This is a genomic window from Variovorax sp. TLI9-5A, assembly GCF_056867935.1.
The window spans coordinates 5,439,953-5,463,742 of record NZ_CP200310.1; the positions used below are offsets into that span (position 1 = coordinate 5,439,953).

The 23,790-nt window shown below is 66.4% G+C and carries 25 protein-coding genes and 4 tRNA genes; 9 read left to right on the forward strand and 20 right to left on the reverse strand.

Going from position 1 to position 23,790, the window contains the following annotated elements:
- Nucleotides 1–12: 12 nt before the first annotated feature.
- From AC1VNX_RS25890 to AC1VNX_RS25910, 5 genes are all read right to left on the reverse strand, one after another.
- On the reverse strand, nucleotides 13–216 hold the full coding sequence (locus tag AC1VNX_RS25890; RefSeq protein WP_483160475.1) for a hypothetical protein: 204 nt from the start codon (nucleotides 214–216) through the stop codon (nucleotides 13–15).
- Between the two features lie 114 nt (nucleotides 217–330).
- Entirely contained in the window at nucleotides 331–1,242 is a 912-nt protein-coding gene (locus tag AC1VNX_RS25895) for a ZIP family metal transporter (RefSeq protein WP_483160476.1), read from the reverse strand.
- Between the two features lie 118 nt (nucleotides 1,243–1,360).
- Nucleotides 1,361–2,260: a dienelactone hydrolase family protein gene (locus AC1VNX_RS25900; RefSeq protein ID WP_483160477.1), complete on the reverse strand. Its 900-nt coding sequence runs from the start codon at nucleotides 2,258–2,260 to the stop codon at nucleotides 1,361–1,363.
- A gap of 104 nt (nucleotides 2,261–2,364) precedes the next feature.
- Nucleotides 2,365–3,114: an aspartate/glutamate racemase family protein gene (locus tag AC1VNX_RS25905; protein ID WP_483160478.1), complete on the reverse strand. Its 750-nt coding sequence runs from the start codon at nucleotides 3,112–3,114 to the stop codon at nucleotides 2,365–2,367.
- Between the two features lie 118 nt (nucleotides 3,115–3,232).
- Nucleotides 3,233–4,123, reverse strand: a complete 891-nt coding sequence (locus AC1VNX_RS25910; protein ID WP_483160479.1) for a transporter substrate-binding domain-containing protein — start codon at nucleotides 4,121–4,123, stop codon at nucleotides 3,233–3,235.
- 207 nt (nucleotides 4,124–4,330) lie between these two features.
- Between AC1VNX_RS25910 and AC1VNX_RS25915 the strand changes: the two genes are divergently transcribed.
- Nucleotides 4,331–5,542, forward strand: a complete 1,212-nt coding sequence (locus tag AC1VNX_RS25915; RefSeq protein ID WP_483160480.1) for a D-amino acid dehydrogenase — start codon at nucleotides 4,331–4,333, stop codon at nucleotides 5,540–5,542.
- Here AC1VNX_RS25915 and AC1VNX_RS25920 read toward each other — a convergent pair.
- From AC1VNX_RS25920 to polA, 3 genes are all read right to left on the reverse strand, one after another.
- Nucleotides 5,539–6,441, reverse strand: a complete 903-nt coding sequence (locus AC1VNX_RS25920) for a LysR family transcriptional regulator (protein WP_483160481.1) — start codon at nucleotides 6,439–6,441, stop codon at nucleotides 5,539–5,541. The genes AC1VNX_RS25915 and AC1VNX_RS25920 overlap by 4 nt on opposite strands.
- 29 nt (nucleotides 6,442–6,470) lie before the next feature.
- A complete protein-coding gene (locus AC1VNX_RS25925) occupies nucleotides 6,471–7,769 on the reverse strand; it encodes a M20/M25/M40 family metallo-hydrolase (protein WP_483160482.1) in 1,299 nt (432 codons plus the stop codon).
- Between the two features lie 88 nt (nucleotides 7,770–7,857).
- On the reverse strand, nucleotides 7,858–10,677 hold the full coding sequence (polA, locus tag AC1VNX_RS25930) for a DNA polymerase I (protein ID WP_483160483.1): 2,820 nt from the start codon (nucleotides 10,675–10,677) through the stop codon (nucleotides 7,858–7,860).
- A gap of 97 nt (nucleotides 10,678–10,774) precedes the next feature.
- Here polA and AC1VNX_RS25935 point away from each other — a divergent pair, with 97 nt between their 5' ends.
- Genes AC1VNX_RS25935 through AC1VNX_RS25945 form a run of 3 tightly spaced genes read left to right on the forward strand, consistent with a single transcriptional unit; the run spans nucleotide 10,775 to nucleotide 13,121 of the window.
- Complete coding sequence (locus AC1VNX_RS25935) at nucleotides 10,775–11,146, forward strand: hypothetical protein (RefSeq protein ID WP_483160484.1); 372 nt, start codon at nucleotides 10,775–10,777, stop codon at nucleotides 11,144–11,146.
- 58 nt (nucleotides 11,147–11,204) lie between these two features.
- Nucleotides 11,205–12,272, forward strand: coding sequence for a homoserine kinase (locus AC1VNX_RS25940; protein WP_483160485.1), 1,068 nt, complete (start codon nucleotides 11,205–11,207; stop codon nucleotides 12,270–12,272).
- Nucleotides 12,273–12,281: 9 nt separating this feature from the next.
- On the forward strand, nucleotides 12,282–13,121 hold the full coding sequence (locus AC1VNX_RS25945; RefSeq protein WP_483160486.1) for a BPSS1780 family membrane protein: 840 nt from the start codon (nucleotides 12,282–12,284) through the stop codon (nucleotides 13,119–13,121).
- 37 nt (nucleotides 13,122–13,158) lie between these two features.
- Here the strand turns inward: AC1VNX_RS25945 and AC1VNX_RS25950 are convergent, their stop codons facing one another.
- On the reverse strand, nucleotides 13,159–15,588 hold the full coding sequence (locus AC1VNX_RS25950; protein WP_483160487.1) for a UvrD-helicase domain-containing protein: 2,430 nt from the start codon (nucleotides 15,586–15,588) through the stop codon (nucleotides 13,159–13,161).
- A 206-nt stretch (nucleotides 15,589–15,794) separates the two neighbouring features.
- Here AC1VNX_RS25950 and AC1VNX_RS25955 point away from each other — a divergent pair, with 206 nt between their 5' ends.
- Nucleotides 15,795–16,772: a GMP reductase gene (locus tag AC1VNX_RS25955; RefSeq protein WP_483160488.1), complete on the forward strand. Its 978-nt coding sequence runs from the start codon at nucleotides 15,795–15,797 to the stop codon at nucleotides 16,770–16,772.
- Between the two features lie 6 nt (nucleotides 16,773–16,778).
- Here the strand turns inward: AC1VNX_RS25955 and AC1VNX_RS25960 are convergent, their stop codons facing one another.
- Nucleotides 16,779–17,645, reverse strand: a complete 867-nt coding sequence (locus AC1VNX_RS25960) for an alpha/beta hydrolase (RefSeq protein ID WP_483160489.1) — start codon at nucleotides 17,643–17,645, stop codon at nucleotides 16,779–16,781.
- 89 nt (nucleotides 17,646–17,734) lie between these two features.
- On the opposite strand from AC1VNX_RS25960, the gene AC1VNX_RS25965 reads away from it, so the two are divergent.
- Nucleotides 17,735–17,810 (forward strand) — tRNA-Ala (locus AC1VNX_RS25965).
- 49 nt (nucleotides 17,811–17,859) lie between these two features.
- Here the strand turns inward: AC1VNX_RS25965 and AC1VNX_RS25970 are convergent.
- On the reverse strand, nucleotides 17,860–18,567 hold the full coding sequence (locus AC1VNX_RS25970; RefSeq protein ID WP_483160490.1) for an SDR family NAD(P)-dependent oxidoreductase: 708 nt from the start codon (nucleotides 18,565–18,567) through the stop codon (nucleotides 17,860–17,862).
- A 140-nt stretch (nucleotides 18,568–18,707) separates the two neighbouring features.
- Between AC1VNX_RS25970 and AC1VNX_RS25975 the strand changes: the two genes are divergently transcribed.
- A tRNA-Lys gene (locus AC1VNX_RS25975) sits at nucleotides 18,708–18,783 on the forward strand.
- 96 nt (nucleotides 18,784–18,879) lie between these two features.
- On the opposite strand, the gene AC1VNX_RS25980 is transcribed toward AC1VNX_RS25975, so the two are convergent.
- Nucleotides 18,880–19,317 carry a hypothetical protein gene (locus tag AC1VNX_RS25980; protein WP_483160491.1) on the reverse strand — a complete coding sequence of 146 codons (438 nt, stop codon included), beginning with the start codon at nucleotides 19,315–19,317 and terminating at the stop codon, nucleotides 18,880–18,882.
- A 262-nt stretch (nucleotides 19,318–19,579) separates the two neighbouring features.
- Between AC1VNX_RS25980 and AC1VNX_RS25985 the strand changes: the two genes are divergently transcribed.
- The gene (locus AC1VNX_RS25985; RefSeq protein WP_164546769.1) at nucleotides 19,580–19,756 is read left to right on the forward strand and encodes a hypothetical protein; all 177 of its coding nucleotides are present in this window, start codon (nucleotides 19,580–19,582) and stop codon (nucleotides 19,754–19,756) included.
- 92 nt (nucleotides 19,757–19,848) lie between these two features.
- Here AC1VNX_RS25985 and AC1VNX_RS25990 read toward each other — a convergent pair whose 3' ends face one another.
- The 5 genes from AC1VNX_RS25990 to AC1VNX_RS26010 form a co-directional block, all read right to left on the reverse strand.
- The gene (locus AC1VNX_RS25990) at nucleotides 19,849–20,412 is read right to left on the reverse strand and encodes an HNH endonuclease (protein WP_483160492.1); all 564 of its coding nucleotides are present in this window, start codon (nucleotides 20,410–20,412) and stop codon (nucleotides 19,849–19,851) included.
- A gap of 57 nt (nucleotides 20,413–20,469) precedes the next feature.
- Nucleotides 20,470–20,543 (reverse strand) — tRNA-His (locus tag AC1VNX_RS25995).
- Between the two features lie 33 nt (nucleotides 20,544–20,576).
- Nucleotides 20,577–20,777, reverse strand: a complete 201-nt coding sequence (locus tag AC1VNX_RS26000; protein WP_483160493.1) for a short-chain dehydrogenase — start codon at nucleotides 20,775–20,777, stop codon at nucleotides 20,577–20,579.
- Between the two features lie 38 nt (nucleotides 20,778–20,815).
- Nucleotides 20,816–20,892: transfer RNA gene (locus tag AC1VNX_RS26005), tRNA-Arg, on the reverse strand.
- Between the two features lie 375 nt (nucleotides 20,893–21,267).
- Complete coding sequence (locus AC1VNX_RS26010) at nucleotides 21,268–21,474, reverse strand: hypothetical protein (RefSeq protein WP_483160494.1); 207 nt, start codon at nucleotides 21,472–21,474, stop codon at nucleotides 21,268–21,270.
- A gap of 154 nt (nucleotides 21,475–21,628) precedes the next feature.
- On the opposite strand from AC1VNX_RS26010, the gene AC1VNX_RS26015 reads away from it, so the two are divergent.
- Nucleotides 21,629–22,024 carry a hypothetical protein gene (locus tag AC1VNX_RS26015; RefSeq protein WP_483160495.1) on the forward strand — a complete coding sequence of 132 codons (396 nt, stop codon included), beginning with the start codon at nucleotides 21,629–21,631 and terminating at the stop codon, nucleotides 22,022–22,024.
- 6 nt (nucleotides 22,025–22,030) lie between these two features.
- Here the strand turns inward: AC1VNX_RS26015 and AC1VNX_RS26020 are convergent, their stop codons facing one another.
- Genes AC1VNX_RS26020 through AC1VNX_RS26030 form a run of 3 tightly spaced genes read right to left on the reverse strand, consistent with a single transcriptional unit; the run spans nucleotide 22,031 to nucleotide 23,771 of the window.
- Complete coding sequence (locus AC1VNX_RS26020; RefSeq protein ID WP_483160496.1) at nucleotides 22,031–22,465, reverse strand: acyl-CoA thioesterase; 435 nt, start codon at nucleotides 22,463–22,465, stop codon at nucleotides 22,031–22,033.
- 2 nt (nucleotides 22,466–22,467) lie between these two features.
- Nucleotides 22,468–22,998 (reverse strand): MarR family winged helix-turn-helix transcriptional regulator, encoded by a 531-nt coding sequence (locus AC1VNX_RS26025; RefSeq protein WP_483160497.1) that lies wholly within the window; start codon nucleotides 22,996–22,998, stop codon nucleotides 22,468–22,470.
- Entirely contained in the window at nucleotides 22,995–23,771 is a 777-nt protein-coding gene (locus tag AC1VNX_RS26030) for an SDR family NAD(P)-dependent oxidoreductase (RefSeq protein ID WP_483160498.1), read from the reverse strand. Before AC1VNX_RS26030 ends, AC1VNX_RS26025 begins: the two co-directional genes overlap by 4 nt.
- Nucleotides 23,772–23,790 lie beyond the last annotated feature (19 nt).

Here is a 23,790-nt window from a genome sequence, read left to right on the forward strand (position 1 = left end):
CCTGAGCGGGGCTCAGTCGGGCGCGTTCATGACCCGGTCGAATTCTTCGTCGGCCGGCACATTGTCCGCGTCGAGTTCGCTCGCATCGGAAAGATCGATCCCCGTTTCCTCCGAAAGATCGTCACCCACGTCGGCATCGGGCTCCTCGAAATCGTCGGCGGGCAGGTTGTCCTCGTCGTCTTCGACGGGCGAAGCGGATCGCACGGTGGCGTTCATGATCTGTTCCTCGGCTGATTTCTGACTGGCCCCCTATGGTGCGCCTGTTTCCGCCGTTGCGGTTCATCCTGCGCGAGGCTTCGGTGTCGGAAAGTTTCGCGCCGGGCCGGAGGATCAGTCCTTGTGCACGTGTCCATGCTCCCCGTGGCCGGGGTCGTCATGGCCGTGATCGTGCCCGTGTTCGCCGTGCGCCAGGCGGCTCACCAGCGTGACGAGCACGATGCCTGCCGCCAGCCACAGGATCTGCGCGGCCGTCTGGCGGGCCGGCAGGCGCTTCTGCAGCTGCGGAATCAGGTCGGCCAGCGCCACGTAGACGAAACTGCTGCCGGCCAGCACCAGGAAATACGGCAGCAGGCCGTGCAGCTGGTCGACCAGCCACCAGCCCGCGATGCCGCCCAGCGCGGTCATGGTGCCGGCGAGCGACACCTTCACCAGCGCCGCGCGCTGGTTGGCCGAGCTCTGGCGCAGCACGACGAGGTCGCCGATGTGGTGCGGAATTTCGTGCGCCAGCACCGCCAGCGCGGCCACCAGGCCCAGGCGGATGTCGGCGGTGAAGGCGGAGGCGATCAGGATGCCGTCGCCGAAGCAGTGCACGCTGTCACCGGTGAGCACGGCCCAGCCGCCAGTGCGGGGGGCGTGGTCGTGGTCGTGGCCATGCGCGTGGGAAGAGCCATGGGCGTGGTCATGTCCGTGGTGATCGTGGCCGTCCGCCCCGTTTTTCTCTTCGCCGTGATGGTGCTCGTGCCCGTGGTGCCACAGCTCCGCCTTGTCGAGCAGGAAGAAGAACACCAGCCCGAACAGCAGTACACCGAACAGCAGCGCGGGCTCGATGCGGCTTTCGAAGGCCTCGGGCAGCAGGTGCATGAACGCGGTGGCGAGCAGCGCGCCGGCCGCCAGGCTCAGCAGCTGCTGCGGGTTCACGCCGCCCGAGCCGCTGCGCACGCCCACCTTCAACAGCAGGGCCGCGACCCAGACGCTTCCGATACCGGCAACCAGGGTCGCCGCGATGATGACTATCAAATTCATAGCTGCTTGCGCAAGAAAGACGGCCGCCGGAACTGTTTCAGGGGCCGCATACCGTTCATAAAAGAGAAAGGCCGTCACGGGGACGGCCTTCGGCGGGGTTGGCTGACGGGCGCCGTCTTCAGGCGACGCCGTTGGCTTTGAACCAGGCCGTGGCGCGCTGCCAGCCGTCGTCCGCCGCGCTCTTGACGTAGCTGGGGCGGTAGTCGGCATGGAACGCGTGGCCCGCTTCGGGATACACAACGAAGTTCGAGGCCTTGGCCGCCGGAGTTCCGGTTGCCAGAGCTGCTTTCATCTTATCAACCGTGTCAAGGGGGATGCCCTGGTCTTTTCCGCCGTAGAGACCGAGCACCGGCGCCTGCAGGCCGGCGGCGATGTCGACGGGGTGTTTCGGCGTGAGTTCGCTGGCCTGGCCGACCAGCCGGCCGTACCAGGCGACGCCCGCCTTGACCTTGCCCGTGGCCGCATAGAGCCAGACGATGCGCCCGCCCCAGCAGAAGCCGGTGATGCCGGCCTTGCTGGTGTCGCCGCCATTGGCCCTGGCATAGGCCAGGGCACCGTCGAGGTCGGCCATGACCTGCGCGTCGGGCACCTTGGAGACGATGTCGGCCTGCAGCTTCGGAATGTCGGTGTAGCCGCGCGGATCACCCTGGCGGGCATAGAGCTCTGGCGCGATGGCCAGGTAGCCGAGCCTGGCGAAGCGGCGGCAGGTGTCGGCGATGTATTCGTGCACGCCGAAGATCTCCTGGATCACGAGGATCACCGGCAGGCCGGTCTTGCCGGCGGGCGCCGCCGCATAGGCGGGCACCTCGAAGTCACCGACGGCGTACTTGATGGGGCCGGCCTTCAGGCCGTCGGCCGGGGTGCTGATGGCGGTCTGCGCCATCACGGGCATCACGGCTGCGGCATAGCCGACGCCGATGGCGGCCTTGAGGGCGGTGCGGCGCGTGGCGCCCTGCTCGGTGCTGTCGCCGGGGCGAAGCGAATCGAAGTCGGAACGGCTGTCGTCGTCGAGAGGCATGTATCGGGCTCCGGTTGGATCGTCGGACAAGGGACGTGGCGCTGTGAAAAAACGCACGCCGCAATGTAGGCGAAATCGGCCGGTGCCTCCATGTCCCCCCAGCTTCAGCGGGGTTGGTTCGTTCCGTAGGCGCGCCGGGCCAGTGCCGACGCCAGCACCTGAGCGGGATCGACCAGATCGAGCCCTGCCACCGCAGCCGAGCCCTGCAGGCCCAACGGCACCTCGGTGCAGCCCATGATGATGGTGACCGGGCCATGCCGCTCGGCCAGCCTCAGCGCCACATCGGAAAAGCACTGTTCGGCGAGCTGCATGTTGCCCGCCTTCACGCCTTCGAAGATGCCGCGCGTGATTGTCTGGCGCTCCTCGGGCAGCGGCACGTGGCAGCCCAGCCCGGCTTCGGCCAGAGCCTGTTCGTAGAGGCGCACCCGGTAGGTGCCCTCGGTGGCCATCAGCGCCACGCCGGTCGCGCCCTGCCCTGCAAGGTGCCGCGCCGTCTCGCGCGCCATGTGCAGCAGTTCGATCTGCGGAAAGCGCTCCTGCAGGTTGGCGTGCCAGGCATGGGCGGTGTTGCAGGCGATGGCCACGGCCCGGCTGCCGAGCGCGGCGAGGCGCCCCATGGCCTGAAGCATCGGCTCCAGCGGCTGGTGCGCGCCCTGCTCGGTGGAAGCCAGCGCGTCGGTGCGGTCGGGCACCGGCACCTGCGCCAGCCAGTGCTCGGGAAAGGACTGGTCGCGCACCGGCTCGCCGCGCGCACGCAGCTGCTGCGCGCAGGCCTGCACGAAGAGCCGCACGAAGTCGGCGCCCGCCGCCGGGCCCATGCCGCCAAGAATGCCAACGACGTTGGTCGAACTCATGATCTCTCTGTCTCTTTTTCAGGAATACCGCGGAACCGGCTTCGCCGGGCCGCTGGTATTGCCCCCCGGAAGGGGGTTGGCGCAGCGACACGAAATGCGCGCAGCCTGGGGGGTGAACTTAAGTTGCCGGTTTGTCGCTGAGAGCCTTCAGGTTCTCTTTCAGCTGCGGGCTCATCGGCAGGTTGAGCGGCACGTTCTTCGGCGGGATCGGCTGCATGAACCACTTGTTGTAGAGCTTCTCGAACTCGCCGCTCTTCATCATTCCGGCGAAGGTGTCGTCCACCAGCTTCTTGAAGGCGGGGTCGTCCTTGGGCAGCATGCAGGCGTAGGGCTCGACCTGCAGCGAGTCGCCCACCACCTCGTAGTCGGCCGGCGACTTGGAGTTGGCGATCAGGCCATACAGCAGGATGTCGTCCATGGCGAAGGCCACGGCGCGGTCGCTCTCTACCAGCAGGAAGGCATCGGCATGGTCCTTGCCGAGCACGATGTCCATGCCGAGGTTCTTCTCGGTGTTGTACTTTCGCATGACCAGCACGTTGGTGGTGCCGGTGGTGCTGGTCACGGTCTTCTTCGCGAGATCGGCGTAGTTCCTGATCTTCGAAGACTTCTTCACCAGCAGGCGCGTGCCGGTATAGAAGTGGTTGATGGCGAAGGCCACGTCCTTGCCGCGCGCGGTGTTGTTGGTGGTGGAGCCGCACTCCAGGTCGATGGTGCCGTTGGTGATCAGCGGAATGCGGTTCTGCGAGGTCACGGGCATCAGCGCCACCTGCAGGTTGGGCTTGTTCAGCTTCTTCTTCACCGCCTCGACCACGGCGTTGGAGAGATCGACCGCCATCCCGATCGGCTTGTTGGGACCGTCGAGATAACTGAAGGGCACCGACGATTCACGGTATGCCAGCGTGATCTTGCCGGACTCGGCGATCTTGGCGAGCGTGTCGGCGGCCTGCGCGCCCGTGGCGCTGAAGAGCAACGAGGCGGCCATGGAAGCCATCAGGACGGAGAGTTTCATTCGAGCCTTCATTCGGTTGAACTGAACAGGCGGCCAGTGTAGGAACGGGAGAAACAAAACCACAAATTCCAATAGAAAGCTGATCCATGCCCAAAGGTTATGGGCGGGGGTTCTTTTGGCATTTCCGCACCGGGCCGCGCACGCCTACAGTCACGGCACCGTTCTCCCGAACATTCGATCAATCCATCTCTGCGGAAAGCTGCCTCCATGCATGTATGTGTGCTCGGCGCCGGCATCGTGGGCCTGGCGACCGCCTGGCAGCTCGAGCGCCAGGGCCATCAGGTCACCGTGATCGACCGCGCCGCCCCCGGCTCGGGTGCGAGCGGCGGCAACGGCGCGCAACTCAGCTACTCGTACGTGCAGCCGCTGGCCGATCCGTCGATCTGGAAGCAGCTGCCCAAGCTGCTGCTGTCGCCCACCTCGCCGCTGAAGCTGCGCCCGCAGCTCGATCCGCTGCAATGGCGCTGGGGCATGGAATTTCTCGCGGCCTGCAACGCGCGCACCTCGCGCGACACCACCGCACGGCTGCTGGAACTGGCCGCGTCGAGCCGCGTCGAGTTCGAGGCCATGCGCGCCGAGCTTTCGCCCGACTGCGATTTCTCCGCCACCGGCAAGCTGGTGCTGTACGCCAGCACCGCCTCGCTCGAAGGTGCGCGCGCGCAGCTCGAACTGCAGCGCACCATGGGCAGCGAGCAGCGGCTGGTGACGCCCGAGGAATGCATCGCCATCGAACCCGCGCTGGCCAGCTACCGCGACCGGATGGCGGGCGCCGTCTACACGCCGAGCGAATGCGCGGCCGACTGCCTCAAGGTGTGCATCGAGCTGACGAAGGCACTGGGCGCGCGCGGCGTGCGCTTCATGCCCGGCACCGACGTGCACGGCTTCGTGCGCAGCGGAAGCCGCATCGCCGCCGCTCGCACCAGCAGCGGCGACGTGCAGGCCGATGCCTTCGTGATGGCGCTGGGCTCGGCCTCGCACGAGCTGGGGCGTGCGCTTGGCGCCTACTTGCCGGTGTATCCGCTCAAGGGCTACAGCATCACGGTGGATGTCGACCCCGCGCCCGGTGCCGCACCGCGCGTGAACGTGACCGACAGCGCGCGCAAGGTGGTGTTCGCGCGCATCGGCTCGCGGCTGCGCGTAGCGGGCATGGCCGAGCTGGTGGGGCACGACGCGAGCATTCCGGCCGCGCGCATCGAGACACTGGCGGCCGCCACGCGCGCTGTCTTCCCGCACGCGAGCCGGCTCGAGGAGCTGCATCCATGGACCGGCATGCGCCCCGCCACGCCCAAGGGGCTGCCGATCATCGGCCGGCTGGCGAGCGCGCCGCCGAACATGCTGTTCAATACCGGCCACGGCGCGCTGGGCTTCACGCTGGCCTTTGGTTCGGCGCTGCGCGTTGCACAGGCTCTTAGACCCTAGATCGTGTCCTGGATCGCCTGCTGCATGCAGCGGGTGATTTCGCGCACTGCCACCGAGTCGGGCCGCGCCGCGAAGCGCAGCGCGCGGATCGGCACCGGGATGTGCGGCTCCAGCGTCAACACATCCACCTTCTCGCGGTCGGCCGAGCGCGCGGTGCAGCCGTCGACCAGTGCGATGCCGATGCCGTGGTGCGCCATGGCCAGCGCCGCGTGGTAAGTCTGCACCGTGACCACCGCCTGCTGGAAGCCGACGCCCGCCTGCCGGCAGGCCTGGCTCAGGCTGGTGCCCACGGGGTCGCGGCTGTCCAGGCCGATCACCGGCCGGTCGACGAGGTCGTGCAGCGCCACCGAGCCGTTGCGCACCAGCGCGCGCGGCAGCATGCCCTTGGGTGCGATGCAGACCATGCGGCTGTCGGCCAACGTCTCCTGCGTGAGCGAGGGGTGCACCGCCGGGCTGAAGGCGAAGCCCACGTCGGCTTCCTGCAGCAGCAGCGCCGACATGATCTGCGGCGAATGCAGCGACTCCACCGTGATCGCGTAGCCCGGGTGCTTCTCGCGGAAGGCCTTGAGCGCGCGCGGCAGGATGTCGTAGCTCAACGCCAGCACGCTCAGGATGCGCAGCTCGCCCGTGTCGCCCGCCGTGCGCAGGTTGGCGGCGAGCCGCTGCACCTCGTCGAGCTGCGCGAACAGCCGCTCGATGTGCGGATACAGCGTGAGCGCCTCGGTGGTCGGCGTGAGCCGCCCCTTGGCGCGCTGGAAGAGCGGAAAGCCCAGCTGCAGCTCGGCATGCTGCAGCGTGCGACTCACCGCCGGCTGCGTGATGTTGATGAGCCGCGCCGCCGCGCTCACGCTGCCCGTGAGCATGATCGCGTTGAAGACCTCGATGTGGCGCAGGCGCATCGCGAGCGGCGGTTCAGTCGGTCAGCCGATCAGTTGCCCGAGGCGGCCTTCCCCCGCGCCAGGTCCATGACCATGCGGGTGCCGAGGTACAGACGCGGCTCGATCGAGTTGACCAGCACGTACTCGGCGTCGGCCGAATGCGCGCCGAAGCCTTGCAGGCCGAAGCGCTCGACCACCGGCGCCTTGGTCTTCAGCGCCGCGAAGGCCGCGTCGGTGCCGCCACCGGCCGCCTTGTCGTCGGCACCCAGTGGCAGGCCGAGCTCGTCCTTGTAGATCTGCTGCGCATGGCGGGCCATGGCGACCGAGGCTTCGGATGACTCCAGCGGCGGACGGCGGCGCTCGAACTTCAGCTCGACCTTGGCTTCGGGAATGAGCTGCTTCTTCACGCGCTCGTTCACCTGCTGCTCGATGCGGTCGTAGTCACTCACCTTCAGCACGCGCACGTCGGCCGCGGCGGTGGCGCTGGCCGGAATCACGTTGCGGTTGGTTCCCGACTTGGAGATGGTCCAGTTCATCTTCAGGCCCGTGGCGGGGTCCGAGAGGTCGCGCATCTGCAGGATCTGGTGCGAGAGCTCATAGAGCGCATTCACGCCCAGCTCGGGCGCCGAACCCGCGTGCGAGGCCTTGCCCGTGACGTTCAGCGTGACAGAGGCGATGCCCGCGGTGGCGAGCGAGAGCTTGTCGTCCTTGATGGAGGCGCCTTCGAAGGACAGCACCGCATCGTGCTCGCTGCCCATGCGCGTGATGAGGGAGCGCGCGCCCGGCGAACTGATTTCCTCGTCGCCGTTGATGAGCACGGTGAGCGTGCCGTATTCCTTGAACTTCATCGCCTGCAGCATCGACACGATGTGCGTGATGACGGCCACGCCCTGCTTGTCGTCGGCGATGCCCAGGCCGTAGGCCTTGTCGCCGTCGATGCGGAAGGGCTGCCTGTTGATCATGCCCACGGTGTAGACCGTGTCCATGTGCGCGATCAGCAGGATCTTCTTCTTGCCGGTGCCCTTGAAGGTGGCGCGCATCACGCGGCCGATTTTCTCGGGCGTGTCTTCCATGCGGTAGGCATCGGCGCTCGGGTCGATGAGCTCGACTTCGCCGCCCAGCGCCTTGAACTTCGCGGCGATGAGGTCGGAGATCTTCTCGAGGCCGTCGAGGTCGCGGCTGCCGGACTCGATGGAGACCAGCTCCTTCAGCGTGTCGAGCAGGGCCGGCTTTTCCTTGGCGGCGAGCGCGGCGATCTTGGCGTCGGGCGCCGCGAAGGCGGTGCCGAGGAAGGCCGCGCAGACGGCGGCGAGCAGGAATTTGCGATGAGGGAATCGGTTGTTCTTCATGTTCTCTGGTTTCTTTCTTCTCTGGCTGGCTGGTTGTCTCGTCCTTGATCCCTGCTGTCTTCTTGTTCTTGCTTGCCCGTTCTCAGGGTCAATGCGCCTTGTCCCAGTTGGGGCCGATGCCGATCTCGGCCAGGAGAGGCACCTTCAGCGAGGCGACGCCGGCCATGATGCGCGGGATCTCGGTGCGCACCCACTCGATCTCGGCCTCGGGCACTTCGAACACCAGCTCGTCGTGCACCTGCATGATCATCTTCGTGGCGCGTTTCTCCTCGTCAAGCACGTTCTGTACCTTCACCATGCTGAGCTTGATGAGGTCGGCCGCCGTGCCCTGCATCGGCGCATTGATGGCCGCGCGCTCGGCGCCGCCGCGGCGCGGGCCGTTGGGCGAGTTGATCTCGGGCAGGTACAGGCGCCGGCCGAACACGGTTTCGACGTAGCCCTGCTCCTTGGCGAGCGCCTTGGTCTCGTCCATGTAGGCCTTCACGCCCGGATAGCGCGCGAAGTAGCGCTCGATGTACGAGGCCGCGGCCTTGTTCTCGATGCCCAGGTTCTTCGCGAGGCCGAAGCTGCTCATGCCGTAGATCAGGCCGAAATTGATGACCTTGGCGTAGCGGCGCTGCTCGCTCGAAACCTGGTCGGGCGTGGAGCCGAACACCTCGGCGGCCGTGGCGCGGTGCACGTCGATGCCGTCGGTGAAGGCGCGCAGCAGCGATTCGTCGCCACTGATGTGGGCCATGATGCGCAGCTCGATCTGCGAGTAGTCGGCGCTGGCGATCACGCTGCCGGCAGGCGCCACGAAGGCCTCGCGCACGCGTCGGCCTTCGGGCGTGCGGATCGGGATGTTCTGCAGGTTGGGATCGTTGCTGCTCAGCCGGCCAGTGACGGCCACCGCCTGCGCATAGTGCGTATGCACGCGGCCGGTGCGCGGATTGGCGAGCTGGCCGAGCTTGTCGGTGTAGGTGCCCTTGAGCTTCGACAGGCTGCGGTGCTCGAGGATCTTGGCCGGCAGCGGGTAGTCTTCGGCCAGCTTCTCCAGCACCTCTTCGTCGGTGCTGGGCGCACCACTCGGCGTCTTCTTGACCACGGGCAGGCCCAGCTTGGTGAAGAAGATCTCGCCGATCTGCTTGGGCGAGCCGAGGTTGAAGGGCTGGCCCGCGATGTCGTAGGCCTCCTGCTCCAGCTCCATGATGCGCTTGCCGAGCTCGTGGCTCTGCCCGGCCAGCGTGGGAGCGTCGATCAGCACGCCGTTGCGCTCCACGCGATAGAGCGCCTCGCTCGAATCCATCTCGAGCTGGTAGATGAAGCCCAGCTTCTCGTCGGCCTGCAGGCGCGGCCACAGCGTGTTGTGCACGTCCAGCGTCTGGTCGCTGTCCTCGCACGAGTACTCGGCGGCCTTGGCGATGTCGACCTGGCTGAACGGGATCTGGTGCGCGCCCTTGCCGCACAGGTCTTCGTACGAGATGCCGCTGCGGCCCAGGTGGCGCTCGGCCAGGCTGGAGAGGCCGTGCGGCTTGTGCACTTCGAGCACGTAGCTCTGCAGCATGGTGTCGTGCGCGTAGCCCTGCACCTCGATGCCGTGGTTGGCGAACACGTGCCGGTCGTACTTGATGTGCTGGCCGAGCTTCTTCTTGGCGCCGTTCTCCAGCCAGGGCCTGAGCTTTGCCAGCACTTCGTCGAGCGGCAACTGCTCGGGCGCGTCGGGGTAGTTGTGCGTGAGCGGGATGTAGGCCGCCTCGCCTGGCGTGACGCTGAAGCTGATGCCGACGATCTGCGCGACCATCTCGTCGAGCGAGGTGGTCTCGGTGTCGATGGCCGCAAGCTCCGCCGCCTCGAGCTTCGCAAGCCAGCCGTCGAGCTGCTCCCAGGTGGTGATGGTGTCGTACTTCAGGTTGCTGGCGGGAGAAGCCGCCTCCAGCGCCTGCATGTCGGAGGGCTCGTCGAACAGGCCGCCCTGGTCGGAGCCGGCCGCGGCGGAAGCCGCCTTCTTCTTGTTGTTTTCCTCGATCAGCTCGGGCGGCACGGCCTGCGTCTCGAGCGCCTTGACCAGGCTCTTGAAGCCGAACTTCTCGTAGAACGGCTTCAGCTCGGCCGTCTGCGGCGCGCCCACCGGCAGGCCTTCGAGCGAGGGCAGGCCCGTGACGTGGCCGTCGAGGTCGCAGTCGGTGCGGATGGTCACGAGGCGCCTGCTCAGCGGCAGCTGGTCCATGGCCTGGCGCAGGTTCTCGCCCGCCGCGCCCTTCACTTCGGCGGCGCGTTCGATCAGCGCGTCGAGCGAGCCGTATTCGAGCAGCCACTTGGCGGCCGTCTTGGGGCCCACCTTGGGAACGCCGGGCACGTTGTCGACCGAGTCGCCCACCAGCGTCTGGTAGTCGATCATCAGGTTGGGCGGCACGCCGAACTCGGCCGTGACGCCGGCCACGTCGCGCCTCTTGCCGTTCATCGTGTCGATGATGGTGATGTGCTCGTCGACCAGCTGGCTCAGGTCCTTGTCGCCGCTGGATACGATGACTTCGATGCCCTGCGAGGCGGCGACCCTGGCGAGCGTGCCGATGACGTCGTCGGCCTCCACGTCGGGCACGCTGAGCACGGGCCAGCCGAGCAGCTTCACCACTTCGTGGATGGGTTCGATCTGGCTGCGCAGGTCGTCAGGCATCGGCGAGCGGTTGGCCTTGTACTCGGGGTACCAGTCGTCGCGGAAAGTCTTGCCGGGAGCGTCGAAGATGCAGGCCGCGTAGTCCGCGCGCACCTCGCGGCGCAGCGCGGTCATCATGTTGATCATTCCGCGGATGGCGCCGGTCGCCGGGCTCTTGGGGTCGCCGGGCACGGCCCGCAGGTCGGGCATGGCGTGGAAGGCGCGGTAAAGGTAGCTCGAGCCATCGACGAGCAGCAGCGTTTTCTTGTCGGTCATCGGACCATTTTGCCGTGCCCGCAGCGGCGCCCGGAACCACGACGGCGTGAGGTGTCAACCGACGCCCCGCAACCGGGCGCAAGCCTACAATGCATGCATGCCTAGCTCCACACTCCTGGTCGCCCGCCGCATCCTGCTGGCGCTGGCCTTCGCAACCCCCTTTGCCGCCGTGCAGGCGCAGCAGGCCACGCCCGCCCCCGCGGCGGCTCCGGCCGAGGCGCTCCCAAATCAGGAGCAGGCCAAGGCAGAGGGCCGGCGCAACCAGAAGGTGGAAAACATCCACACCGAGGACAGCGGCGCCTCTGTCGACGAAGTCCGCTACGGCGGCCGCACCCAGAGCATCAACGTCAAGCCCAAATCGAACATGCCCGGCTACGAAGTGCTGCCGGCAGACGCCGCCACGGGCCGCCAGGGTTCGAGCGAAACGGGCGCCAACGGCCCTCGCGTCTGGAACGTGATGAAGTTCTGACCGCAATGAGGTCTTCCGTTCTGGTTTTCGCGGCAGCAATGCGGCGCTGAGTACCGCCATGGCAGTTTTTACCGAAGTCGGCTTCGGCGAGGCAGACGCGCTCGTCCAGAGCCTGGGTCTGGGCCCGCTGCGCGAGTTGCGCGGCATCGAGGGCGGCATCGAGAACACCAACTACTTCGCGACCACCGAGTCCGGCGAGTTCGTGCTGACGCTGTTCGAGCGCCTGAGCGCCGAACAGCTGCCTTACTACCTTTGCCTGATGAAGCACCTGGCGGACGCCGGCCTGCCGGTGCCCGCGCCGGTCGCGCTGCCCCGGCCGGAGCATGAAGCCGCCGGCAAGCCCCGCAAGGGCCAGCAGCCGCCGGTGCCGGCCGAGGCTGCGTGCGACCTGCTGCACCTCGTCGCCGGCAAGCCGGCCGCCGTCGTGCAGAAGCTCTCGGGCCGCAGCGAACTGGCTCCGACCGCCGCGCACTGCACCGAACTGGGCGCGATGCTGGCGCGCATGCACCTCGCGGGGCGCGACTACCCGCGCATCCAGCCCAACCTGCGCGGCCTGCCCTGGTGGAACGAGACGGTGCCGGTCGTGCTGCCGTACATCGAGGAGCATCAGGCCGCCCTGCTGCGTGCCGAGCTGGCCTACCAGAACCACGTCGCCGAGTCGTCGGCCTATGCGGCGTTGCCGCGCGGCCCGGTGCACGCCGACATGTTCCGCGACAACGTGATGTTCGCGACCGACGGCCAAGCCGATGCCGCCCCGCGCCTGACCGGCGTGTTCGACTTCTATTTCGCCGGAACCGACACCTGGCTGTTCGACCTGGCCGTGTGCCTGAACGACTGGGCCATCGACCTGCTGACCGGCCGCCACGACGCCGAGCGCGCCGACGCGCTGCTGTCGGCCTATGAATCCGTGCGCGCGCTGAACGCGGCCGAGCGCGCCCTGCTGCCCGCGATGCTGCGCGCCGCCGCGCTGCGCTTCTGGATTTCCCGCCTCTGGGACTTCCATCTGCCGCGCGAGGCGAGCATGCTCAAGCCCCATGACCCCACGCACTTCGAGCGCGTGCTGCGCGAGCGCGCCACCCATCCGCATGCCGTGGCGCAGGCCCTCGAGCCGCTGCTGGCTGCCTGACCTTCACACATGAAACTCAACCTCGTGCCGGCGCGAACCGGTGTGGAATGGGTCCGCCTCGGGCTCAGGAACTTCTGGCGGCAGCCGCTCGCCTTCGTGTCGCTGTTCATGCTGTTCATGGCGCTGATCTCGACGATCTCCCTGCTGCCGGTGATCGGCAGGTTCCTTCCATTCGTGCTCCTGCCCTTCTCCACGCTGGGCTTCATGGTCGCAGCGTCGGTGGCCGATGCCTCCGCCAGCGACAAGGCCGCGGCGGATGACGGCACGGCCGGCCCGAGGAAGCCCACCGGCGCGCTCATGTTCCTGTCGGTGGCGCAGGCCATGCGGACGGAATGGCGCTCGCTGGCTGTGCTGGGCGTGATCTCGGCGGTGTACTGCCTGCTGACGGTGTTCGTGACCGCGGTGGTCGACGGCGGCCAGTTCATGCGCAGCTACTTCGCCGGCGAGGCTCCCGCCAAGGAAGTGATGGAAAGCAGCCGCTTCCAGCTGGCCAACCTGCTCCAGATGTGCCTCACGCTGCCGCTGATCGCGGCCATCTGGCATGCGCCCGCGCTGGTTCACTGGCACCGGGTGGAGCCGGTGAAGAGCATCTTCTTCAGCCTGGTCGCGATGTTCCGCAACTTCGGCGCCTACGCGCTGTACTGGCTGGCGTGGTGCGGCGTGCTGCTGCTCGGCCTGCTGGCGGCGGCGCTGGTGGGCACCATCGTGATCGGCGTGGGCTCGCTGGGCTCGGACACCGGCGCGATGACCGCCGGCAACCTCCTGATGCTCGGCACGGTGCTGACGCTCGCGGCGATGACGCAGGCGTCGAACTGGTTCACCTTCCGCGACACCTTCAATCCCGACTGAGCGCCGCCGACGCGGCAGGCGCCCGCCGGGCGCCGGATCAGATCGGCGTCAGCTTGGCCACCGACAGCGCCAGCCACTTCACGCCATGACGCGCGAACTTGACCTGCGCGCGCGCATCGTCCCCGGTGCCCTCCAGAGCGGTCACCGTGCCTTCGCCGAACTTGTTGTGGAACACCTGCATGCCAGAGCGCAGGCCGTGCGAGGGTGCCGCCTTCTGCGGCGGCACGGGCGGGCTGGCGAAGGTGTCCTTGTCGCCGCGGCTGCTTCCGCCTCCTGAACCGCCGCCATAGCCGCCACTGTAGCCGCCGGCGCCGCCGCGCGTGCTTCCGTAGCCGCCGCCGTAGCCGAAGGCCGAGGGCGTGAATCCCTGGTTCTTGGGCGTGAGCCACTTGAGGGCGCCTTCGGGCAGCTCGTCGAAGAAGCGGCTCTTGACGTTGTAGCGGGTCTGGCCGTGCAGCATGCGGGTCTGCGAGTGGCTCAGGTACAGGCGCTTGCGGGCACGCGTGATCGCCACGTACATCAGGCGGCGCTCTTCCTCGAGGCTCTCGAAGTCGCTCATCGAGTTCTCGTGCGGGAACAGGCCCTCTTCCATGCCGGTGATGAACACGCAGTCGAACTCCAGGCCCTTGGCGGCGTGCACGGTCATGAGCTGCACCGCGTCCTGCCCCGCCTGCGCCTGGTTGTCGCCGGATTCGAGCGCGGCGTGCGTGAGGAAGGCCGCCAACGGGCTCAGCGTTTCGCCGGTTTCCGCGTCAGGCGCGAGGGGCTCATCGAGCACCGGCCGGTTCGGGTCCAGCCCCTGGCTCGCGGGCGACTGCCGCAGCTCGTCGACCGGCAGCGCCACGGCGTCGCGGCCGAAGCCTTCCTGCGTGACGAAGCTCTCGGCCGCGTTCACCAGTTCTTCCAGGTTCTCGATACGGTCGGCGCCTTCGCGGTCGGCCCTGTAGTGCTCCACCAGCCCGCTGTGGTCGAGCACCAGCTCGATGATCTCGCGCAGGCTCACGCCCTGGGTCTGCTCGCGCAGCACGTCGATCTTGGCGACGAAGCCGGTGAGGTTCGCGCCCGCCTTGCCGCCGACCACGCTCACCGCGTCGTGCAGCGAGCGGTTGGCCGCGCGCGCGGCGTCCTGAAGGGTTTCGAGCGTGCGCGCGCCGATGCCGCGCGGCGGGAAGTTGACGACGCGCAGAAAGCTGGTGTCGTCGTCCTTGTTCTCCAGCAGGCGCAGGTAGGCCAGCGCATGCTTGATTTCGGCGCGCTCGAAGAAGCGCAGGCCGCCGTACACGCGGTACGGCACGGAGGCATTGAAGAGCGCTGTTTCGATCACACGGCTCTGCGCATTGCTGCGGTAGAGCACGGCCATTTCCTTGCGCTCGTAGCCGTCGCGCACGAGCTGGCGCATTTCCTCGACCATCCATTGCGCCTCGGCGAGGTCGGTGGGCGACTCGTACACGCGCACGGGCTCGCCGGGGCCCTGGTCGGTGCGCAGGTTCTTGCCCAGGCGCTTCTTGTTGTGGCCGATGAGCTCATTGGCCGAGTCGAGGATGTTGCTGTAGCTGCGGTAGTTCTGCTCCAGCTTGATCTGGTGGCGCACGTCGAACTCGCGCACGAAGTCGGTCATGTTGCCCACGCGCGCACCGCGGAAGGCGTAGATGCTCTGGTCGTCGTCGCCCACTGCGATCACGCTGTTGTGCTGGCCGGGCACGAAACGGCCTTCGACGGTATTGCCCGCGAGCATCTTGATCCACGCGTACTGCAGGCGGTTGGTGTCCTGGAACTCGTCGATCAGGATGTGGCGGAAGCGCCGCTGGTAGTGCTCGCGCACGGGTTCGTTGTCGCGCAGCAGTTCGTAGCTGCGCAGCATGAGCTCGCCGAAATCGACCACGCCTTCGCGCTGGCACTGCTCCTCGTACAGGCGGTAGAGCTCGACCTTCTTGCGGTCGTCGTCGCTGCGAACCTCGATGGCGTCGGGGCGCAGGCCGTCTTCCTTGGCTCCGGCGATGAACCACTGGGTCTGCTTGGCGGGAAAGCGCTCGTCGTCGACGTTGAACTGCTTCATCAGGCGCTTGATGGCCGAGAGCTGGTCCTGCGTGTCGAGGATCTGGAAGGTGGAAGGCAGGTTGGCCAGCTTCCAGTGCGCGCGCAGCAGGCGGTTGCACAGGCCGTGGAAAGTGCCGATCCACATGCCGCGCACGTTGACGGGCAGCATGGCCGTCAGGCGCGTCATCATTTCCTTGGCGGCCTTGTTCGTGAAGGTCACGGCGAGGATGCCGCCAGCGGAGACCTGGCCCGTCTGCAGCAGCCAGGCGATGCGGGTGGTGAGCACCCGCGTCTTGCCGGAGCCGGCGCCTGCCAGGATGAGAGCGTTGCCTTCAGGCAACGTGACCGCGGCGAGTTGCTCCGCGTTCAGGTTCTGGAGCAGCGGCAGCGCTGGAGGGTGGGCGTCGGCCGCAGGATCGTTAAACAACATCCTCCGATTGTAGAAACCACGGCGTATGCGGGTTATATGAAGAAGCAGAAGACCTGCCTTCGTGAGTCCGCGTAAAATCAATCACCGGGCCCAAGTTTCTTGCGCCCGGTTTTTTGTGGGCGTTTCCTTTGCGACACGTACTGCAGGAACCGGCCGGACCAAGCGCTCATTCGTTTCTTTCAACGATTCCTTTCAGGAGCCTGGTCATGCAAATTTTCGATTACGACAACATCCTCCTCCTCCCGCGCAAGTGCCGCGTGGAGAGCCGTTCCGAGTGCGACACCAGCGTCACGCTGGGCGAACGCAGCTTCCGCCTGCCGGTGGTCCCCGCCAACATGAAGACGGTGGTCGACGAGTCGATCTGCCTGTGGCTGGCGCAGAACGGCTACTTCTACGTGATGCACCGCTTCGACCTCGACAACGTGAAGTTCGTCAAGGACATGCAGGGCAAGGGCGTGTTCGCCTCGATCTCGCTGGGCGTGAAGAAGGCCGACTACGACACCGTCGACCAGCTGGTGGCCCAGGGCCTCGTGCCCGAGTACGTGACGATCGACATCGCGCACGGCCACGCCGACAGCGTGAAGAACATGATCGGCTACCTCAAGCAGAAGCTGCCCAAGACCTTCGTGATTGCCGGCAATGTCGGCACGCCCGAAGCGGTGATCGACCTCGAGAACTGGGGCGCCGACGCGACCAAGGTCGGCATCGGCCCGGGCAAGGTCTGCATCACCAAGCTCAAGACCGGCTTCGGCACGGGCGGCTGGCAGCTGTCGGCGCTGAAGTGGTGCGCGCGCGTGGCGACCAAGCCGATCATTGCCGACGGCGGCATCCGCGACCACGGCGACATTGCCAAGAGCGTGCGCTTCGGCGCGTCGATGGTGATGATCGGCTCGCTGTTCGCAGGGCACGAGGAGTCGCCCGGCAAGACTGTCGAGGTCGATGGCAAGCTGTTCAAGGAGTACTACGGCTCCGCCAGCGACTTCAACAAGGGCGAGTACAAGCACGTCGAGGGCAAGCGCATTCTCGAGCCCATCAAGGGCAAGCTGGCCGACACGCTGGTCGAGATGGAGCAGGACGTGCAGAGTTCGATCAGCTACGCGGGCGGCCGCGCGCTGATGGACATCCGCAAGGTCAACTACGTGACGCTCGGCGGCGACAACGCCGGTGAGCACCTGCTGATGTAACTGCCCTCAGGCTTCCAGGAGCTGCACCGCATGCCGGTGCAGCGCATGCGCCGGATCGGCGAGCGCGTCCACCACGTCGAAGTGGTTGAGCCCTGGAAGCACCTCGCACACCGGCACGGTGTTGCGGCCCCACGCGTCGCGGATCATGGCGTTGTGGCGGATGAACTCTTCGCTTTCACTGCCGCCCGCGACCGCGTACAACTGGCCGCGCTTCGGCACCGGCCACAAGGCGGGGCTGGCGCGCAGGACGTCGGCGTCGGTCAGCTTCAGCGTGTTTTCCAGAAACGGCGTGCGCTGCAGCGGGCGCAGATCGTAGAGGCCCGAAATCGACAGCGCGTTGCGCACCAGGTGCGCGGGCAGATCGGGCGCGACTGCTTTCCAGTCGCAGGCCAGCAGTGCTGCCGCCATGTGCCCACCGACTGAGTGGCCAGCGACGGTGATCCGAGTCGGATCACCACCATGGGCTGCGATGTGGCGCCATGTCCATTCGAGCGCACGCACCATCTGCAGCATGATGCCGGGGACAGTGACCGGCTGCCCGGGCGTGCCGGGGCAGAGCGCATAGTTGGGCTGGACCACGCAGATGCCGCGATCATTGAAGGCGGGGGCGATGAAGGAATGGTCTTTCTTGTCCATCGCGCGCCAGTAGCCGCCGTGGATGAAGACCAGCACCGGCGCATCTGGCACCGGCGCGGGAAAGATGTCGAGCGTCTCATTCACGCCCTGGCCGTAGGGCACATCGATGCGGGCCGGCAGAGCCTCGCGCGCCGCGGCGGATTCCTTCGCCCAGCGCGCGAAATAGGCAGGGTGGTTCTTGACCCGCGCAAGGTTGTTGTACATGCCTTCCAGCCAGGCGGGATCGAACGAGGCCATGCGGTCTTTGCTCCGTGTTTCACAAGGGGCGCATCTTGGCACGCAGACATGCGCAGGAAGGGGGTTTTGGTTAAACTTCGCCTTGCGTTGGGGGGGTAGCTCAGCTGGGAGAGCGCCGCGTTCGCAATGCGGAGGTCGGGAGTTCGATCCTCCTCCTCTCCACCAACCGACATGGAAAAGGCCTTGGCATCCGCCAGGGCCTTTTCTTTTTCGCTCAGGTATCGAGCGTCAGATGCTGCCCGTGCAGAGCGGCGGCGGCCGGCGACGCGAGGAACGCAATGGTCTGCGCGGCGACCGAGGTGGACACCCAGTCGGCGGGGTTTGCATCGGGCATCGCCTGCCGGTTGGCGGGCGTGTCGAGCACGCTCGGAGCCACGCTGTTGATGTTGACGCCATGCGGTGCTGCCTCGGCCGCCATGGCTTCCACCAGGCGCTGCAGCGCGCTCTTCGATGCGATGTAGGCGGCCATGGCAGGCACGCCGCGCGCCGCAACCTTCGCCGTGACGGCGATGACGCGGCCGGAACGCCGCTCGATCATCGAGGGCAGCACCGCCTGCGTCACCGCGACGAACGACCAGGCGTTGAGATTCATCATCCGGTCCCAGCTTGCACGCGTGAGCGCATGCGTCGCCTCGCCCATCTCGAAGCCACCTGCGATGTGCACCAGGGTGTCGATGCGGCCGAAGGACTTGAGCGTCTGCTCCGCAAGAGCCGCCATCTCGGTCGTGGAAGTCACGTCGCCCGACAGCAGGAGGTGCTGCGAGTTGTCGAGCCCCGGGAACACTTCGGCCAGGCGACCCGCGTGATGGTCGACCAGCGCAAGGCGCGCGCCCTGGTCGATGAAGTGCTGGGCCATCGCGCGGCCCAGTGCGCCTGCGGCGCCGGTGATCAAGACATGGGGCGTGGTGCTGGCGTCACTCATCGAAGTTCTCCTGGTTGAGGGGCCCTGCCCCATCGGTGATGACGAATCCTAACGCTGCAAGTCACAAATTTTTTGGACGAGTGCGAAATCTGGGATATACTCGTGGTCTTGCCAGAAAACACTGAACGTTTTCAAAGCAAGGGCTCTTAGCTCAGTTGGTAGAGCAGCGGACTCTTAATCCGTAGGTCGAGTGTTCGAGTCACTCAGGGCCCACCACCAACACCAAAATAGCGCGGTTTCCGCGCTATTTTTTTGTCGAAGCCTCCTCAAGATCTTCCTGAGGAGGCTTTTTCTTTGCTGGCTCGCGACCAGTCACGAACCAGAGTTGGAAGCAGACCCCTGCCGCGCGATCCAATCGTCGACGCGGCGCTCCAGCAAATCCTGCCGCTCGCTCATCTCAGCGGCCACAAACTGACGCGCATGCGCCTGCGCCAGTTCGCTGGACAGGAACCACTGCTCGCGATCAGGACTGCCCTGCGCCGGCGGCGCTCCCCACGCAGCGGTGCCCAGAAAGGCTTCGGTGACAGGTAATCGCCCATCGGTCTTGCCAAGCTCCGACAACGCATCTCGCGCGCCGCCAAGGACGATGCGCACCTGCACAACCTCGTCGTCCGCCTCGATCAGCGCACCGAGACCGCCAGCCTGATGCACCTGCCAGAGCTGTGCTGCAGAAGCATTACGAATCCAGCTCTCTAGTGCACGCGTCAAACTTTCGAGGACGATTTTCTTGTTCATAAGGGAATATTTCACGGTTTGCTCCATCAGCTACAGGCCGCTCGCTCCAAAGCAACAATTGGTGCCCATCCGGCATGGCATCTTGCACCTGCTGTCACGCAGCGCAACAACAAAGAAAGACACAGGGACATCAACTTCGAAGCCAAAAGGCTCGTTCGGCCCGCTCATGCGGGTATTTTTTTGTCCGCTCGCCGTTGCGCCCGACGACGATGCGCAACGGCCACAGAATGCGCCCCGCCCCGGATCGTGCTTTCGGGCGTGAGCTATATTTCCTCCCATGGAAAAGGCGTCCGACATAGGCAAACCCACAGTCCCCATCGACCTGATCGGGCCGGACCACTGGCCCCGCTCGAAGCGCGGCTCGGGTCGCGCGACCAAAGTCATCCTGGCGATCGTGGGCGGCTTGACTGCAGCAGGCGTGATTGCTTACCGCTTCTTCGGCATCGGGCGCTGAGCTGCAATCTCCCGCACGAACAAAAGCCCGCCGTCCGAAAGACCGCGGGCTTTTTGCATGAGCGCGGGACAGGAAGATCACTACCCGGCCCCCTACTGGAGCCGCGAACCCTTTGGCAGCCGCTTCGCCAGCCATTCGTGCACGTCCGCACGGATGTTGCGGCCTTCCAGCAGGAAGTTCTCGTAGCGGCTCGGCACGTAGGGCAGGTAGACCAGCGGCATGCCCGCCTCCTCAGGCGTGCGCGCGGCCTTGCGGTTGTTGCAGACTGGGCATGCGCTCACGAGGTTGGTCCAGGTCCACGGGCCTCCGCGCGATTCGGGCAGCACGTGCTCGCATTGCAGGTCGCGCTCGTGGAAGACGCCCGCGCAGTAGGCGCAGGTGTAGCGGTCGCGGCGCAGCAGCTTGCTCTTGGTGACGCTCGGAATCACGTCGAAGAGGTTGATCTTCGATGCGCCACGCAGCGCGATGATCGGCGCCACCTCGATGCGCGACTGCGCACCGCGCGCCACGTTGAAGCCGCCGCGCAGCGTGGCCAGCGGCAGACCGCCGTCTTCCCAGGCGACCGAGCCGGTCGCGTAGTGCAACACCGCCTGCTCCAGCGAGATCCAGGCCTGCGGCGTGCCCTGAATGTCGAGTTGCAGGACGTGAGGGTGCATGGATCGCCTCCTTTCGCGGCGATGGGTGCAGGGTTGATGAACGAAAGAACGAAGCCATGGGGTACACGAACGGAATCGAACCGTCGTCAGCGGGACCACAACCCGCGGCTCTGCCATTGAGCTACGCGCACCATGAAGTAGAAGAGTGAGTAGTGGCCGCCAGATCACCACTCGCCGACCGCGCGAACGCGTTGGTCGAGATCGAGCCCGTCGGCCTGCGGTTCGCGACCCGGTTCGCACTCATTCGCGCGACGTGCATCGGCGATGAAACCGAAGCGCCGGGCCAAGGCCAGCATCGTGGTGCGCTCGCGCGACTGTGCCGGGCGCACGGAGATCATCCGGATCGGGGTATTGCGCTTGCGCATGGTGACTCCTCGGTTGTGTGACAGCAGGACAAAGAAACTGGCCCCACGTGCACGACTCGAACGTGCAACCCCTTGCTTCGTAGGCAAGTGCTCTGATCCATTGAGCTAACGCGGGTGATAAACAAAAAGTGTCCGGTTACGAGTTCCGGCGCCGCCCAATCTTTGCGGCCGGTTTCCGCGGGAGGGCCATCTGCATGGCCCTGTCCCGCTCGGGTTCGTTGATGTCGTCGTTCGGGAAAACGGCTGCCCGCCTTCCATTTCGGTTGTGTCCTCACGCGACGGACAGCGCGCTGGGCGCTGTCCCGTACGACGTCGCTGCACAGGAGTGATCAATTCCTGCACATCCCGCCAGACCGTCTACGCGGTGGGCTCTGGCGGTGTGGTGAAGGCACACCCGGAATGGCAAACAGAAAACTGCACGACAAAACAAAAAGGCCCGGAACCTTGCGGTTTCCGGGCCTCTGAACGAGAGAGCTTGGAAGGTGTGCGCCTATGCGCAACCTCCACCCGGTAGCACCTGATCCTCGGTTTTTCCCGAAAAACGCAGGCTGGCTGCGGCATTCGTGGAATACACGTGGCTCTGGTGCTGATTCGGTCGGACCGACGACATGCCGTCGAAACCACCGCACGCCCAGACGCGCACGAGCGATCGGCCCGATGCGGGACGAATGCTGGTGAGGATCAGTGCGGTGTTCACGATGGTTCCTGAGTCAAAAATTGCCGCTGTCGGCCGTTAGGGGTTGGAAAAATGGTACGGCTTGGGGCCGCGATTGAGGGCAACTGTAAATAGTGTTTACGACTGCGTCAACAACCGGGACAATCTTTTTTTGTCTTGTTGTTGTTTTTGAACAGTGCCCAATATCACCGTCGCGCGCCGCCGCAATGCGCTTGCGCTGCACCGCCGCTTTCTCGAAGAGGCCGTTGCCGCAGGCTTGCCAGCCAAGGGGCTGGACCAGGCGTTCGCGAAGAAGATCGAGATTTCCCCCAGCATGTGGAGCCAGATCAAGAGCTCCCGCCCCATCGGCGACAACCTGGCGCGGCAGATCGAAAGGCATTGCAACGTCGAGTCCGGCTGGCTCGACAAAGAAGACCGGCCCAGCGAAGTGCCGGACGCGGCGGAAGAGCGCTTCATCGCGGCCGCGCGCGAGGCATGGCGCTCAGCCAACGCCAAGGGAAAGAAGGAACTCACCGGCTGGCTGAAGAAGCGTGCGCAGGACGCCGCAGCCGGCGGCGAGCCCGCGCCCTGAGAGCGTTCAGCCCAGTGCTGGTGCGTCGCGCACGATGGCCGCGCGCATGTCGTCCGGAATGGCGACGGCCCGATGGGTCTCGAGCGAGGTGGTCACCAGCACCTGCTGCATCTGCATGCGCACTTCGCCGCTCACCGGCTCGAAGCAGCGCACCCGCAAGGTCAACGAGCGCGAGCCCAGGCGCTCCACGGTCAGCCCCAGCATCACCTGATCGCCCATGCGGCTCACCGCTCGGAAGTCGACCTCGAGCTTCACCGTGGGCAGGCCGATGCGCCGCTGCGCCACCAGCCCGTGGTAGCTGAGCCCGAGGCCCTCGTTCACCCAGTCCTCCACAAGACCGTTGAGCATCACGAAGTACTGCGGATAGAAGACGATGCCCGCCGGATCGCAGTCCGAGAAGCGAATCAGCCGCGGCCTGCAGAACTCGCTGCCCTCGCCCATGCTCAGTTCTCCTCGCCCGCCGGCTCGCCGCGCATCACATGCACGCGCAGCAGGCCGAGCTGCGTGTGCAGCTGCTTGACCGTCTTCATGTCGAGCCCCGAGAACATCTCGAGGATCCACTGCTCGTGCTCGCTCGCCATCGTTTCGAAGGTGCGGCGTCCGGTGGGCGTGAGGCTCACGATCCACGCGCGGCGGTCGTCGGGGCTCGGCGCGCGGGCCACCATGCCTTCGCGCTCCAACTCGTCCGTCAGGCCGGTGACGTTGCCGCCGGTCACCATCAGGTAGCGCGACAGCACGCGCATCTTCAGGCCGTCCTTGTAGCGGTAGAGCTGCGCCATGTAGTCGAAGCGCGCCAGCGAGATGCCGAAGCGGTCGCGCAGCCGGCGGCGGATTTCGGCTTCGATCTGCGTGGTGCTGGCCAGCATGCGCAGCCACAGCTTGAGCATCGCGTGGTCCTCGTGGCCCGCGCGCGCCTCGTGGCCCAGTTCTTCAGCATCACTCAGCACCGCGTGCGATGCATCGTTGCGTGTCATGTCACTTCTCCCCCTGAAACCGAAATCGACTGCCCGGTGACCGATGCAGCACCTTCGCCGCACAGCCAGCGCACGGCGTCGGCCACTTCGGCAGGCTGCACGATGCGCTTCTGCGGATTCACGCTGGAGAACTCCGCCAGCGCATCGGCCTCGCTGCGCCCGGTCTTGCCGACCACGTTGGCGACGCTGTTGCGCAGGATGTCCGTGTCGGTATAGCCCGGGCACACGGCGTTCACGGTAATGCCCTTGCGCGCGACCTCCAGCGCCAGCGAGCGCGTGAGCCCGACCACGCCGTGCTTGGCCGCGGTGTAGGCCGCCACGTAGGCATAGCCCTTCTGCCCCGCCGTGCTGGCGATGTTGACGATGCGCCCCCAGCCGGCATCGAGCATGTCCGGCAACGCGGCCTGAGCGCACAGAAAGCTGCCCGTGAGGTTGACCGACAGCATCCGCTGCCAGAGTTCGAAGGAAGTCTTGAGAAACGGCGCGCTCTCGGCCGCCCCCGCGTTGTTGACGAGCACGGCGACGGGCCCGCGCGCGGCACGGGCTTCGGCGAACGCCGCCTGCACGGCCTCCGGGTTCGCCACGTCTGCGGCGACGACGCCGTGCCCGCTGCCCGGCAGCGAATCGGCCACCCGCTGCAGCGCCTCGCGGTCACGTCCCAGCAAGGTCAGCGTGGCGCCTTCAGCAGCCAGCGTGCGGGCGATCTCCGCCCCGATACCGCGCGCCGCGCCCGTGACGAGTGCGTGCCGGCCAGTCAGTGAATTTGATTGCATACCTGAATGATTTAGTTCT

What these genes read in the sequence shown, in the direction of transcription:
- AC1VNX_RS25890 (WP_483160475.1), bottom strand. Translation starts at nt 216, where the DNA reads ATGAACGCCACCGTGCGATCCGCTTCGCCCGTCGAAGACGACGAGGAC.
- AC1VNX_RS25895 (WP_483160476.1), bottom strand. Translation starts at nt 1,242, where the DNA reads ATGAATTTGATAGTCATCATCGCGGCGACCCTGGTTGCCGGTATCGGA.
- AC1VNX_RS25900 (WP_483160477.1), bottom strand. Translation starts at nt 2,260, where the DNA reads ATGCCTCTCGACGACGACAGCCGTTCCGACTTCGATTCGCTTCGCCCC.
- AC1VNX_RS25905 (WP_483160478.1), bottom strand. Translation starts at nt 3,114, where the DNA reads ATGAGTTCGACCAACGTCGTTGGCATTCTTGGCGGCATGGGCCCGGCG.
- AC1VNX_RS25910 (WP_483160479.1), bottom strand. Translation starts at nt 4,123, where the DNA reads ATGAAACTCTCCGTCCTGATGGCTTCCATGGCCGCCTCGTTGCTCTTC.
- AC1VNX_RS25915 (WP_483160480.1), top strand. Translation starts at nt 4,331, where the DNA reads ATGCATGTATGTGTGCTCGGCGCCGGCATCGTGGGCCTGGCGACCGCC.
- AC1VNX_RS25920 (WP_483160481.1), bottom strand. Translation starts at nt 6,441, where the DNA reads ATGCGCCTGCGCCACATCGAGGTCTTCAACGCGATCATGCTCACGGGC.
- AC1VNX_RS25925 (WP_483160482.1), bottom strand. Translation starts at nt 7,769, where the DNA reads ATGAAGAACAACCGATTCCCTCATCGCAAATTCCTGCTCGCCGCCGTC.
- polA (WP_483160483.1), bottom strand. Translation starts at nt 10,677, where the DNA reads ATGACCGACAAGAAAACGCTGCTGCTCGTCGATGGCTCGAGCTACCTT.
- AC1VNX_RS25935 (WP_483160484.1), top strand. Translation starts at nt 10,775, where the DNA reads ATGCCTAGCTCCACACTCCTGGTCGCCCGCCGCATCCTGCTGGCGCTG.
- AC1VNX_RS25940 (WP_483160485.1), top strand. Translation starts at nt 11,205, where the DNA reads ATGGCAGTTTTTACCGAAGTCGGCTTCGGCGAGGCAGACGCGCTCGTC.
- AC1VNX_RS25945 (WP_483160486.1), top strand. Translation starts at nt 12,282, where the DNA reads ATGAAACTCAACCTCGTGCCGGCGCGAACCGGTGTGGAATGGGTCCGC.
- AC1VNX_RS25950 (WP_483160487.1), bottom strand. Translation starts at nt 15,588, where the DNA reads ATGTTGTTTAACGATCCTGCGGCCGACGCCCACCCTCCAGCGCTGCCG.
- AC1VNX_RS25955 (WP_483160488.1), top strand. Translation starts at nt 15,795, where the DNA reads ATGCAAATTTTCGATTACGACAACATCCTCCTCCTCCCGCGCAAGTGC.
- AC1VNX_RS25960 (WP_483160489.1), bottom strand. Translation starts at nt 17,645, where the DNA reads ATGGCCTCGTTCGATCCCGCCTGGCTGGAAGGCATGTACAACAACCTT.
- AC1VNX_RS25970 (WP_483160490.1), bottom strand. Translation starts at nt 18,567, where the DNA reads ATGAGTGACGCCAGCACCACGCCCCATGTCTTGATCACCGGCGCCGCA.
- AC1VNX_RS25985 (WP_164546769.1), top strand. Translation starts at nt 19,580, where the DNA reads ATGGAAAAGGCGTCCGACATAGGCAAACCCACAGTCCCCATCGACCTG.
- AC1VNX_RS25990 (WP_483160492.1), bottom strand. Translation starts at nt 20,412, where the DNA reads ATGCACCCTCACGTCCTGCAACTCGACATTCAGGGCACGCCGCAGGCC.
- AC1VNX_RS26000 (WP_483160493.1), bottom strand. Translation starts at nt 20,777, where the DNA reads ATGCGCAAGCGCAATACCCCGATCCGGATGATCTCCGTGCGCCCGGCA.
- AC1VNX_RS26020 (WP_483160496.1), bottom strand. Translation starts at nt 22,465, where the DNA reads ATGGGCGAGGGCAGCGAGTTCTGCAGGCCGCGGCTGATTCGCTTCTCG.
- AC1VNX_RS26025 (WP_483160497.1), bottom strand. Translation starts at nt 22,998, where the DNA reads ATGACACGCAACGATGCATCGCACGCGGTGCTGAGTGATGCTGAAGAA.
- AC1VNX_RS26030 (WP_483160498.1), bottom strand. Translation starts at nt 23,771, where the DNA reads ATGCAATCAAATTCACTGACTGGCCGGCACGCACTCGTCACGGGCGCG.